Below are 12,213 nucleotides of genomic sequence, written 5' to 3' on the forward strand. Positions count from 1 at the left end.
GTCGGGGCTGGCTACACCTCCCTGGGTCAGCCCCCATCTTCATCGAAAGAGCTTTCCCATGATCCCCGTTTTGTCGATGCAGGGTATTTCCAAGACCTATCCCGGCGTCACAGCCCTCAATGGCGTGTCTTTTTCCGTGTCGGCTGGCGAAGTGGTCGGCCTGATTGGCGAAAATGGTGCAGGCAAGTCGACATTGATGAAAATCCTGGGTGGAGTCCTGGCACCCAGTGCGGGGACCGTAACGATCGACGGCGTATCCTTCAGTCGCCTGACGGTCAGCCAGAGCCAAGCGGCCGGTATCGCGTTTGTTCACCAGGAGCTCAACCTGTTTGAGAATCTGGACGTCGCGGGAAACATTTTCGCAGGCCGTGAGCCTCGCAACCGTCTCGGTTTGCTTGACCGTGGGCGGATGAGATCAGAGGCCCGAGAGTTTTTGGCGCCGCTATCTGTATCCTATGGACCCGATACGCTCGTGGAGAGCCTGTCCATCGCTGAGCGCCAGATGCTTGAGATCGCGAAGGCTCTCTCGATGCAATCGAGGTTGATCATTATGGACGAACCAACCTCTAGCCTCTCCTTGACCGAGACGGAGCGTCTTTTGACGGTGGTGCGCGGTCTCCAGGCACGCGGCGTGGCCGTCATATTCATCACCCATCGTCTCTCTGAGGTGCGTAGTATCGCCGACCGGGTGGTCTGTCTGCGTGATGGGCAGGTGGCTGGGCATCTTGCCAAAGGCGAGATCACGCAGGACGCTATGGTGCGCCTGATGATTGGCCGCGAACTGCAGTCGCTTTACACGGCTCCGAAGGTGTCGACGTCAGAAGCGATCTTGACTGTGACAGATATGGTCATGGGATCTTTTCCCGCGCGCGAGCTGTCTCTGGAGCTGCGGGCGGGTGAGATACTCGGCCTGGCGGGCCTGGTCGGATCGGGACGGACAAGCCTTGCCAATACGCTTTTCGGCATCACCCCAGCCTTGTCCGGTCAGATAACTTTGGGTGGTACCCCTCTCAAAGTGACCTGTCCTGGAGACGCAATTCAAGCTGGCATCTTTCTCGCGCCGGAGGATCGCAAACGGTCCGGTGTCGTGCTTGATATGTCGATCCGCGAAAACATAAGCCTTTCAGACCTGCCTCGATTGTCGCGCTTCGGTTTGATCCGCCAAAAGGCGGAACTAGCGCTGGCTGAAAGCCAAAAATCTGCATTGAAGGTCAAGGCCCCTAGTGTGGATACCTTGGTAGTTACGCTCTCAGGCGGCAACCAACAAAAGGTGGTTCTCGCCAAATGGCTTGCTATGTCCCCGCGTGTCCTGATTTTCGACGAACCAACACGCGGCATCGACGTGGGTGCGAAAGCGGAAATCTACACATTGATGCGCAATCTCGCAGATCAAGGCACCGGTGTGTTGATGATCTCCAGCGACCTGGAAGAGGTCGTCGGCGTCTCTGACCGCATCGCTGTGATGTGCGAGGGGAGAATTTCTGGCCTCCTGAACCGTCCGGAGTTCAGCGAGGATGCGGTCATGCGATTAGCTGTCGGAATGCATGAAAGGCACGTGGCATGATTTCGAAGAAGGAACTGGCTCTGATCGTGCTGATCTTGGCAGTGGGAGCGGTGACGTATGCACTCAACCCGCGCTTCCTCTCGCCAGTCAACATCATCAATATGGCCAATCTAACCGGCCTTTTTGGTATATTTGCAATTGGGGTCGGCCTGGTCATCATCTCTGGTGGGATCGAGCTATCGGTCGGCTCTATGTTTGCACTGTTAGGCGTGGTCTTTCTGGATCTTTTCGCCAATGCCGGTCTGCCATGGACGGCCGCGTTGCTACTGGCTGTGGGCATGGGTCTTCTTTTGGGACTCATTCACGGTCTGCTGGTCACCAAGGTCGGCCTGCAGCCGTTTGTCGTGACGCTTTGCGGCTTGTTGATCTATCGGGGTATTGCCCGCTACTACACCTCAGATTCCACCATGGGCTTCGGTTATGGGACCGATGATGAAACTCTGCGTTGGTTGATGTCGGGACGAACACTAGAGGTCCCCCACACGTTCATCGCCTTTGTGATAATCGCTATCGTCATGGCTGTCGTGCTGCATGGCTCGGTCTTCGGTCGACATCTGTTCGCGACGGGAAAGAACGAAGAAGCGGCTCGCTATTCAGGCATCAACACCACCCGCGTGGTGGCGGCGACATACGTCATTTGCGGTGGGCTTGCAGGCCTCGCATCGGTGTTTATCGTCTTCTATACCAACTCAGTATCGCCATCATCTCACGGCAATTTTTACGAGCTCTATGCGATCGCTGCGGCGGTGCTGGGCGGCTGCTCTTTGCGGGGAGGTGAAGGCTCCATCCTTGGCATCGTGTTGGGCACGGTGTTGCTACAGATCCTGCAAAATCTGGTCAATCTGCTCGGCATACCGTCTTCGCTGAACTTTGCGGTTATGGGCTCGGTGATTTTGCTTGGCGTCCTGGCAGATCAGGAACTGACGAGGCGGCGAAAGCGAGTGCTGGCACAACGGGGAGCAAAACTATGATGGCACATCCGAATTATATCGGCGGCAACTGGGTAACCGGGGAGGCTGTTGAGAACATCAACCCATCCGATACGTGCGAGGTGGTTGGACTGTATGCCGGTGGGAGTGCCCTCGATGTGGCGTCGGCAGTCGACAGTGCCCGCACAGCTTTTGCGGCATGGTCTACTTCAGTCCCCCAGACCCGCGGTACCATTCTCGCCCGCGTCAGTGCTGAAATCGGCGCACGTTCCGAAGAGCTTTCCACGCTTTTGGCGCGCGAAGAGGGAAAAACCCTCGTGGATGCGCGCGGAGAGATTGGTCGGGCCGCCGACATTTTTGCGTTCTTCTCAGCTGAATGTGTAAGGTTGACTGGCGAAACGTTAGCCTCCACGCGCCCTGGCGTCGGAGTTGACGTCACGCGCGAACCCGTAGGTGTCATTGGTCTGATCACACCTTGGAACTTCCCAATGGCAATTCCGGCATGGAAAATCGCGCCGGCTCTGGCTTACGGAAATTGTGTCATCCTGAAGCCAGCCGAGATCGCAAGTGCCTGTGCATGGGAGCTTACCAAGATCCTTTCCGATTGTGGTCTTCCTGCAGGTGTATTCAACCTTGTTATGGGCAAAGGAAAAATTGTCGGCGAGGCGCTCGTCAATCACCCGGGCATCGACGCGATCTCATTCACCGGATCGGTTGACACCGGCCGATCTATTGCGCTCGCCTGCATCTCCAGCAATCCGATGAAGAAGATCCAGCTGGAAATGGGTGGTAAGAATCCACTGGTAGTTCTAGATGACGCTGATCTTGATCAGGCGGTGTCCGTTGCCTTGAACGGAGCCTTCTTTCAGACCGGGCAACGCTGTACGGCATCCTCGCGATTGATCGTAACTGAAGGTATTCACGACCAGTTTGTCGCTGCCTTGACCTCCGCAATGGCAAAGTTGCAGATTGGCCATGCCCTTGACCCAACCAGTCAGATTGGCCCGGTGGCAGACGCCCGGCAGCTCGAAACCGACCTGCGATACATTGCTCTTGGCCAGTCGGAAGGCGCGCGGCTTGCGTTTGGCGGAATGCTCTTGAACCGGCCGACCCCAGGTCATTATCTGCAACCAGCGCTGTTTACGGAGACGACGCCGGAGATGGCAATTGCACGCGAAGAGATTTTCGGACCAATCGCCTGCATCATCCGTGTGCGGGACTATGATCATGCTTTGGCGGTGGCCAATGATACGCCATTCGGTCTCTCTTCTGGCATTTGCACTACCAGTTTGAAACATGCCACCCATTATCGTCGCCACGCCCAGGCAGGGATGGTTATGGTAAACCTTCCAACAGCAGGAGTGGATTTCCATGTACCTTTTGGTGGTCGAAAGGCTTCAAGCTATGGCGCACGCGAGCAAGGTCGCTACGCACAAGAATTCTTTACCACCGTCAAGACTGCGTATTCGTTTGCTTGATTGAGCTTGCCTTCAGTCTGAGGTGAACCCCCAGTCTGTTGGGACTTTGAGGGATAGGTGTGAAGCCTATTGTCCTTGGTCGTGGATCGTGTCCCGGGAAGTGGTGTAGCTGGATTTCATAGCCATCGGTGATTTCCGGTGGGGTCAGGTTGCTTAGAGCCAACCTGAGGGACACCACCGATGACCGACGACATGATGAACCTGCGCTCACTCGTTGAGAAGAGCGCTGACGCCGATTTGCTGCGCGAGATGATCGGCTTTGCTGCCGAGAAGCTGATGGCGCTGGAGGTCGGTACCAAGACCGGCGCGGGCTATGGCGAGAAGAATGGCTTCCGTCTTGCCCAGCGCAACGGCTACCGCGATCGAGACTGGGAGACGCGTGCAGGAACAGTCGAGCTGCGCATTCCCAAGCTTCGCACAGGCAGCGACTTCCCGAGTTTCCTGGAGCCGCGCCGGAGGGCGGAGAAGGCTCTGACGGCGGTCATTCAGGAGGCTTACATCCAAGGCGTTTCGACCCGATCCGTCGATGATCTCGTCAAGGCCATGGGCATGAGCGGCATCTCCAAGAGCCAGGTATCGCGGCTCTGCGAGGAGATCGACGAGAAGGTGAAGGCCTTCCTCGACCGTCTCTTTCGCCCTTTACTCTCCCGGCTGGCCTCCGGGCTAGTCGGCGACGATCAGGCGTTTTGCTGCGCTTGAAAGTCAGCAAAGGCCGTTGAACAAGAGGTGCGGTTTCGCCGGGTCGTTGTTCGCTTTTGGATGACTGGCAATTGCTGCGTGGGCTTTCGTTAGAAACGCGACTAAAACAGGTGGCTGTAAACTGCACCTACTGCAGGCTCACGCGATGGGGGCAATGTGACTGGCACTCGCACTGGCACTTCGGTAATACCGGGCCGTTCCGGCCTGCAAGCGTCTAAGCGTGTTTGCCTGCTGGGCGCCACCGGCACGATCGGTCGCGCGACATCTGCGGCTCTCGTGCGGCAGGGATATGAGGTGGTCTGTTTTGTCCGGCCGCCCGCTGGTTCCAGTGGAGCGAGCGTGACAACGACACTCTCTCATGTGCTAGAGGGTGCATCCGTCCGGTTGGTCGATGTTTCCGATCCGGTATCACTGGATCGCGATGGATTTTCCGGCTCCAGGTTCGATAGTGTGATCTCGTGCATGGCCTCACGCACCGGGGCGCCCAAGGATGCCTGGGCCATAGATCACCGCGCGCAGCTGAACGTGCTGGAAGCGGCACAGCGTGCAGGCGTTGAACATTTCGTCCTTTTGTCTGCCATCTGCGTGCAGAAGCCGCTTCTCGCCTTTCAACAGGCCAAGCTGGCGTTTGAGGCAGCCCTGATGGCATCCGGTCTTCGCTATTCCATCGTGCGCCCGACCGCTTTCTTTAAATCCTTGTCCGGCCAGATCGAACGCGTCCGCAATGGTCGCCCCTTTCTGATCTTCGGAGACGGCACACTGACCTCCTGCAAGCCCATCAGCGATGGCGATCTGGGCGGTTATCTTGTCGACTGCCTGGAAGATGCACGCCTCTGGAACTGCATCTCGCCGATCGGCGGGCCGGGTGAGGCGATCACCCCACGCCAGCAAGGTGAGGCACTCTTTGAACTTCTCGGGCGCCAGCCGAAGTTCCAATCCGTTCCAGTCGCCTTGCTCGACGGCATTATCGCTGGCCTTTCAACCCTTGGTCTGGTCGCACCGTCGCTGCGCGAGAAGGCGGAACTGGCACGGATCGGCCGCTACTACGCAACCGAATCCATGCTTGTGCTCGATCCGCAGACAGGGCTGTACGATGCAGAAGCCACGCCTTCGACAGGGACCGAGACTTTGTTCGACTTCTACCGCTCGGTTGTGGCCGGCGGCGACCTGCCTGACAGAGGCGACCATGCCGTCTTTTAGACTGCTGTGAGGCCGGGACGATTTGCGGTCTGATTATGTAGGAGGCCATTGCCATGTCAGCGCCCGGTGGACGTTGGTTTGGTATAATCTGAAGGCATCACGGGGGAGGACATGGCCAGAAGAGGGAAGATGATGATGACGATCTTTGCCTGGCTGGCCGGGTTCATTGTCCTTGGGATCATCGCCATGGCGGTCTGGCTTTATGAGCCCGACAAACAGCGTGCCGCATTGGAGGAAATCTATGCAGGGGAATATCGCATTGTCGACGGGGCTCGTCTGCGACTGCGCGACACCGGCCCTACGGCCGCCCAGGCCATTGTCATGCTCCACGGTTTTGGCGCCAGCCTGGATACCTGGGAGGATTGGGCACAGGCCTTGTCGACACGGTACCGGGTTATTCGCTTCGACTTGCCGGGATTTGGGCTGACCGGTCCAGATCCGACGGGCGACTACACCGACGCTCGCAGCATGAAGATCCTGGGCGACCTGATGGACCAGCTGGATGTGGCCCGCGTCAGCCTGATCGGCAATTCCCTGGGTGGACGTATTGCCTGGCACTTTGCCGCCTTGCATCCGGATCGGGTTATCAATCTCGTCCTGGTCTCCCCCGATGGTTTCGCCAGTCCGGGCTTTGACTATGACAAGCAATCAGAGACGCCGCTGATCATGCGTGCTTTGCCCTACACGGCACCGCGCAGCATGTTGAAGGCCAATCTGGCCGCCGCATATGGAAATCCGGACGTCCTGAGCGAGGCAAGCGTGACCCGCTACCACGACATGATGCTGGCACCTGGCGTGCGGCCAGCAATCCTCGCACGCATGAGCCAGGTAATCCTGCGCGAACCCGGTCCAACACTCGCCCGCATACAGGCCCCGACGCTGCTTCTATGGGGTGAGAAAGACAGCATGATCCCGACCAGCAATGCGGATGATTATCTGCAAGACCTGCCAAATGCCACGCTGGTGCGCCTGCCGGGCCTTGGCCATCTGCCCTTTGAGGAAGATCCGGTTCAATCACTTGTTCCCTTGGAGCGCTTCCTGTCAGGCGAGACGCCATAGAGCCTCCATTGAGGCTGCGTTGCAAAGTCTGGATGGCGTACGCTTACCAACCAAATCTTGCCGCCGTCTCAAGGATCCTTGGCGCCTGTGGTCGGCCGGCGAATGATTTAGCGCCCTTCATGAGCTGGCTCGAAACGCAGACAGACACGCCAAGTGGATGTTGGCCCTATCTTCCTGCCACCTTAGCTTGACCTCAGCATGCGCACTAGCAGACCGTCCTTGAGCCAGAACTGGTGATGGAGCGAAGCGGCGACATGCAGCGCTATGGGGACGATGAATGGCCTGCTGCCGGTTAGTGGTCAATGCACATATGCTCGACGACGGCGACCTTGAGCATTTAGAGTAGTCCTGCGGAGTTGTAGATTCATCCCGATCGGTTCTATTTCGGTCAGTTGGCGCTATTAATCCTAAAATCATCCCGATCGGTTCTTTTGACTTCCCTTCATACCATCTGATGATATCATCATCCCGATAGGGGTGATTATGGAAACGATCAAAGATACGAAAAGCCTCGGAATGCTGATCCGTGAGGAGCGCAAACAGCAGGGTTTAACCCAGGAGCAACTCGCCGGGGTGATTGGTGTGGGCGTACGGTTTGTGCGTGAACTCGAGGCTGGCAAAGAGAGCTGCCAGATTGGCCGTGCGATGCAAGTCTTGGCTGGTTTGGGCCTCGTTGTTTCGGTCGGGCGTCGCCAGGGCCCGCGATCATGACACGCGTCTTGGACGTCTATTTTCGCGACACCAAGGCGGGCGTACTCGGCCGGCTTGATGACGGCCTGCTGACTTTTGCCTATGACGGCGCGTATCTCCTGGACCAACGATCGCGTGCGATCTCGTTCTCGATGCCCCTGCAAGAAAAGCCATTTGGTGATCAGGTGGTGCGCCCGTTTTTCTCCGGCCTCTTGCCGGACGAAGGCGCACGGCAACGCCTAGCCGGCGCGCTCGGCCTTTCGGCAGGCAATGCTTTCGGGCTACTGGAAATTATCGGGGGTGAATGCGCAGGTGCCTTGTCACTCTATCCCCCCGGCACGGCGCCCGAACCTCCCGGCCAGTCCCAAGCCGAAATTCTCACTTCGGAACGTCTGGATGAAATTCTCAGCAGGTTGCGGACCCGCCCTTTGCTTGGTGGAGACGAGGGCATTCGCTTATCGCTCGCCGGCGCGCAGGATAAACTGGCGGTCATTGTCGATGGAGATTCCATTGCCTTGGCGAGAGATGGTCGACCAACGACCCATATCTTGAAACCGCTCATCCAGGCGTTGGAAGGCACGGTGGAGAACGAGTATTTTTGTATGCGGCTGGGTGCCCGCCTCAAGCTGCCGGTACCCCATGTCGAGATACGCCTAGACGGGGCGACTGCCTTTCTCCTGGTTGAACGTTATGATCGGACGAAGGCTGCAGACGGCATCATTGAGCGCCTACACCAGGAAGACTTTTGCCAGGCCCTTAGCGTACCGCCGGAGCTGAAGTATGAGGCCGAGGGCGGACCGGGAACAGAACGGGCTCTCGGGCTGATCGACCAGGTCTGCGCTAGACCTGCCGCGGATCGGTTACAGTTCATCCGCATGCTGATCTTCCACTATCTCGTCGGCAACGCCGATGCCCACGGCAAGAACTACGCCCTGCTTTACGGCTCCGATGAACCGGATCTGGCACCGATCTACGATGTCGTTTGCACGGCCGTTTATCCTCGCTTGTCAAAGAGGCTCGCCATGAAGATTGGCGGCCGCGATGTGCCCGACACGATCCAGATGAAGCATTGGACGACATTGGTGCCCGAAACCAAATCTTCTCAGCGCATCCTTGTTCGCGATCTTGCCCAAATGGCCGAAAGGATTTTGAGCGAGGCCGATGCCCTTGTTGCAGAACTGGCCGACGAGGGGATCAGGCACCCCATCCTGAGCGCAATTCGCAAGGTCATCTCTACTCGGGCTGGTTTGCTACAGAAAGCCGCGGAGCAGGTGTCTTAAGCAGTTAAGGGTCGCGGATATCCACCGCTTTGTCCTTGGACAAACGGGTCGGTGGTTCGAATCCTTTCAAGATCGAAGACGACTGGTATCGCACAGAACGCGGAGACAACTATCCCATTCGCCAAGAGCATCGCCGATTACGATTACGACGACGCCACTGGCGGGGAAATCCGGGGGCGCCGGCGGAACCGGCGCCCTTTGATCGGCATCACGACATATGGTGCGGCTCGCTGAGGCCGTAGACGGGGGTGTCGATCCCGGCCTGACGTGCCTTCAATTGCAGTGACAGGTATTGCGAGTAGTGGCGTGACTGGTGAAGGTTGCCGCCATGGAACCACAGCGCTTCCTGTCGCGTCGGCTTCCACATGTTGCGCTGTTCACCCTCCCAGGGACCGGGGTCCTTGGTCGTGTTCGAGCCGAGGCCCCAGCACTTGCCGACCTTGTCAGCCACTTCGCGCGAGATGAGATCGGCAGCCCAGCCGTTCATCGAGCCGTAGCCAGTCGCGTAAACGATGAGGTCCGCCGGAAGCTCCGTGCCGTCCTTCAGCACGACGGCATTCTCCGTCAGGTGCGAGACATCGACGCCCGACTTCAGCTTGATCGAGCCGTCGATGACGAGATCGCAGGCCCCGACATCGATGTAATAGCCCGACCCCCGGCGCAGGTATTTCATGAACAGGCCTGAATCGTCATCGCCGAAATCCAGCATGAAGCCAGCCTTTTCGAGCGCCCGATAGAACTCAGCATCCTGCTCGCGGATCCTGTTGTAGATCGGGATCTGGAACTCGTGCATGATCCGGTAGGGCAGGGACGCGAAGATCAGGTCCGCCTTTCGCGTCGTCATGCCGCTCTGGACTGCCCGTTCGGAGTAAAGATCGCCTAGTCCGATCTCCATCAGCGAGTCCGACTTGACGATATGGGTGGACGAGCGTTGCAGCATGGTGACGTCGGCGCCGGCTTCCCAAAGTGCCGCGCAGATGTCATGGGCGGAATTGTTGGAGCCAATCACAACGACTTGTCTGCCGGCATAGGCATCCGGTCCTGGATGCTGCGAGGAATGCTGCTGTTCGCCCTTGAAGATGTCCTGACCTTCGAATTTCGGAACATTGGCCTTGCCCGACATGCCGGTTGCCAGCACCAGCTGCTTAGGTTTGAGCACCACTTCCTTGCCGTCGCGCTCGACCACCACCGTCCATTCGCCTGTCGCCTCGTCATATTGCGCTGACTTCGCCGTGGTCGAGCCCCAATAGTTGAGCTCCATGACCCGGGTATACATTTCCAGCCAGTCGCCCACCTTGTCCTTCGGCGTGAAGACCGGCCAATTTTCCGGGAAAGGGATATATGGCAGGTGATCGTACCAGACCGGGTCGTGCAGGCAGAGTGACTTGTAGCGTTTGCGCCAGCTGTCTCCGGGTCGTTGGTTCTTCTCTATGATAATGGTCGGCACGCCGAGCTGGCGAAGACGCGCGCCGAGCGCAATGCCACCCTGGCCGCCGCCGATGATCACGACATAGGGCTGGATGGTGTAGCCGAGTTCGGCTGCCTCGGTGTCCTGCTTCTCCTTCCAGGTCCGGCGGTTGCGGTCATGGCCGTGCTCTGCCCCCATTGGGCGACGGAAACCCCGGGGCTCCTCGTGACCCTTGAGTTCCGTCATGGTGGTCAGAAGCGTCCAGATCAGGCCCTCCCTGAGGCGGATATGGCCATAGCCACGGGCAACGTCGGTTTCAAATTCGAACCAGCCCTCGGTGACGCCGCCGGCTTCGGACGCCGCCTCTTTGCTATCCTGGACAAAGTTGGAAGGTTTGGTTGTCGCAAGCTGGCTCGCCAGCATGTCGCGGATCTGCTTATGGCCTTCCAGCGTCTTCAGGTTCCAGGTGAAGGTCACCAGGTCGCGCCAGTAGCAGTCGGCCTGAAACAGGTTGACGGCGGTGTCGATGTCGCCGCTTGCAAGCACCCCCTCGAGTTTTGCAAGTGCCGTATCGATCTTGGTTGCGGGGCTGATATCAAGCATGTCTTCTCCTCCATGAATGCTTGGGTGTGGTCAGGAGAACGCCCGTGCGGGGCGTTCCGTCAAAGCGTCCAGGCCGCCGCCTTCTGGGCTCCTCTCCCTGAAGGCTTGGCCAAGGTGCTTATTTCGAAAGATCGATGAGGATCTTCAAATGGGTGCCGGCTGGGTCAAGGAGGGCGTCGAAGCCCTCCTTGACCGCCGAGCCGAGCGTGATGCGCTTGGTGACTATCTTGGTCGCCGGCAGCAGGCCGGAGGCGATCAGGCTGATGACGCGCGGCCAGTAGTGGGTCGGATAGGCCCAGGAGCCCTTCACCTCAAGATCCCGAAATGTGACCTGGAACCAGTCGATGGGGTTTTCGTGCGGATGCAGACCTGTCTGCACGACGACGCCCTGCTTGCGTACGGCATCGACGCAAGCCTTCAGCGCATGCTCGTTGCCCACGCATTCGATCGCGACGTCGCAACCGACCTGGCCCTCGGTCTGGGCGCGCACGACATCGCCGACCTTGTCGCGCTTCGGATTGATCGTGATGACGTCGGGCAGCACCTTCCTGGCAAGTTCGAGCCGTGAGTCGTTGAGATCGGAGACAAACAGCTTGGTCGCGCCGGCCGCGCGGGCGGCGAGCAGCGTCAGCATGCCGATCGGGCCGGCGCCGGTGACGAGAACGCTGTTGCCGGCGGTCACGCCGCCGCGGTCGCAGGCATAGACGGCAACGGCCGTCGGTTCGACGAGCGCGGCCTCCTCATCGGTCATCTCGTTCGGGATCTTCTGGACGTTGTATTCGTTGACAGTGGCAGCTTCGGCCATGCCGCCGCCGTCCCAGCTCAAGCCCACCAGTGCCAGCTGCGTGCTCAGGTGGAACAGGCCTCGGTCGGCGAAATAGTCGCCGGAGCGCGGCATGACGAGCGGCTGGATCGAGACGCGATCGCCAACGGCAACCGAGTTCACACCTTCCCCGACGGCTTCGACAACGCCGCCGAATTCATGGCCGAGCACCTGCGGGCCGTGGGCGCCGGTAAAAGGATGCGGCTTTGTTGGGATGAAGATCGGGCCATAGCTGTATTCGTGAAGATCGGTTCCGCAGATCCCGACGAAGCGGTTGCGAACGCGAACCTGACCTGGTCCCGGCATCTTCGGCTCGGGGATATCTTCGAGCCGCAAGTCCTTGGCGGCATAAAATCTCAGGGCACGCATGTTTCCTCCACAAGGCTGCTTTTGATATCCTCAAGGAGAGCAACCCCTGTGCCAGCTGTGCAGGTCGTCGAGATGACTGAAATTGCAGCGCTTTTAGAAACCACGCAGGTG

9 protein-coding genes and 1 pseudogene are annotated in these 12,213 nt (G+C 58.7%); 8 read left to right on the forward strand and 2 right to left on the reverse strand.

What is annotated here, in order from left to right:
* Positions 1–58 precede the first annotated feature (58 nt).
* The 8 genes and pseudogenes from BSY240_RS22325 (at position 59) to BSY240_RS22360 (ending at position 8,899) form a co-directional block, all read left to right on the forward strand.
* Positions 59–1,564 (forward strand): sugar ABC transporter ATP-binding protein, encoded by a 1,506-nt coding sequence (locus BSY240_RS22325; protein ID WP_069044141.1) that lies wholly within the window; start codon positions 59–61, stop codon positions 1,562–1,564.
* Positions 1,564–2,535, forward strand: coding sequence for an ABC transporter permease (locus BSY240_RS22330; RefSeq protein ID WP_069044358.1), 972 nt, complete (start codon positions 1,564–1,566; stop codon positions 2,533–2,535). The genes BSY240_RS22325 and BSY240_RS22330 overlap by 1 nt, the downstream gene beginning before the upstream one ends.
* Positions 2,532–3,971, forward strand: a complete 1,440-nt coding sequence (locus tag BSY240_RS22335; RefSeq protein ID WP_069044142.1) for an aldehyde dehydrogenase family protein — start codon at positions 2,532–2,534, stop codon at positions 3,969–3,971. The genes BSY240_RS22330 and BSY240_RS22335 overlap by 4 nt, the downstream gene beginning before the upstream one ends.
* Before the next feature lie 180 nt (positions 3,972–4,151).
* Positions 4,152–4,598: pseudogene (locus tag BSY240_RS22340) on the forward strand (transposase); the annotation flags it as partial.
* A gap of 300 nt (positions 4,599–4,898) precedes the next feature.
* The gene (locus BSY240_RS22345; RefSeq protein WP_083229798.1) at positions 4,899–5,870 is read left to right on the forward strand and encodes an NAD(P)H-binding protein; all 972 of its coding nucleotides are present in this window, start codon (positions 4,899–4,901) and stop codon (positions 5,868–5,870) included.
* Positions 5,871–5,999: 129 nt separating this feature from the next.
* Entirely contained in the window at positions 6,000–6,929 is a 930-nt protein-coding gene (locus BSY240_RS22350; protein ID WP_335622548.1) for an alpha/beta fold hydrolase, read from the forward strand.
* A 483-nt stretch (positions 6,930–7,412) separates the two neighbouring features.
* Positions 7,413–7,640 (forward strand): helix-turn-helix domain-containing protein, encoded by a 228-nt coding sequence (locus BSY240_RS22355; protein ID WP_083229771.1) that lies wholly within the window; start codon positions 7,413–7,415, stop codon positions 7,638–7,640.
* The gene (locus BSY240_RS22360; protein WP_069044144.1) at positions 7,637–8,899 is read left to right on the forward strand and encodes a type II toxin-antitoxin system HipA family toxin; all 1,263 of its coding nucleotides are present in this window, start codon (positions 7,637–7,639) and stop codon (positions 8,897–8,899) included. The genes BSY240_RS22355 and BSY240_RS22360 overlap by 4 nt, the downstream gene beginning before the upstream one ends.
* Positions 8,900–9,107: 208 nt before the next feature.
* Here BSY240_RS22360 and BSY240_RS22365 read toward each other — a convergent pair whose 3' ends face one another.
* The gene (locus BSY240_RS22365; RefSeq protein WP_069044145.1) at positions 9,108–10,910 is read right to left on the reverse strand and encodes an NAD(P)/FAD-dependent oxidoreductase; all 1,803 of its coding nucleotides are present in this window, start codon (positions 10,908–10,910) and stop codon (positions 9,108–9,110) included.
* 118 nt (positions 10,911–11,028) lie between these two features.
* Entirely contained in the window at positions 11,029–12,102 is a 1,074-nt protein-coding gene (locus BSY240_RS22370; RefSeq protein WP_069044146.1) for a 2,3-butanediol dehydrogenase, read from the reverse strand.
* Positions 12,103–12,213: the final 111 nt, after the last annotated feature.

The sequence above is a fragment of the Agrobacterium sp. RAC06 genome, from assembly GCF_001713475.1.
Classification (GTDB): Bacteria; Pseudomonadota; Alphaproteobacteria; order Rhizobiales; family Rhizobiaceae; genus Allorhizobium.

Excerpts from the sequence above, each read along its gene's own strand:
- BSY240_RS22325 (WP_069044141.1), top strand. The coding sequence starts at position 59 with ATGATCCCCGTTTTGTCGATGCAGGGTATTTCCAAGACCTATCCCGGC.
- BSY240_RS22335 (WP_069044142.1), top strand. The coding sequence starts at position 2,532 with ATGATGGCACATCCGAATTATATCGGCGGCAACTGGGTAACCGGGGAG.
- BSY240_RS22350 (WP_335622548.1), top strand. The coding sequence starts at position 6,000 with ATGATGATGACGATCTTTGCCTGGCTGGCCGGGTTCATTGTCCTTGGG.
- BSY240_RS22355 (WP_083229771.1), top strand. The coding sequence starts at position 7,413 with ATGGAAACGATCAAAGATACGAAAAGCCTCGGAATGCTGATCCGTGAG.
- BSY240_RS22360 (WP_069044144.1), top strand. The coding sequence starts at position 7,637 with ATGACACGCGTCTTGGACGTCTATTTTCGCGACACCAAGGCGGGCGTA.
- BSY240_RS22365 (WP_069044145.1), bottom strand. The coding sequence starts at position 10,910 with ATGCTTGATATCAGCCCCGCAACCAAGATCGATACGGCACTTGCAAAA.
- BSY240_RS22370 (WP_069044146.1), bottom strand. The coding sequence starts at position 12,102 with ATGCGTGCCCTGAGATTTTATGCCGCCAAGGACTTGCGGCTCGAAGAT.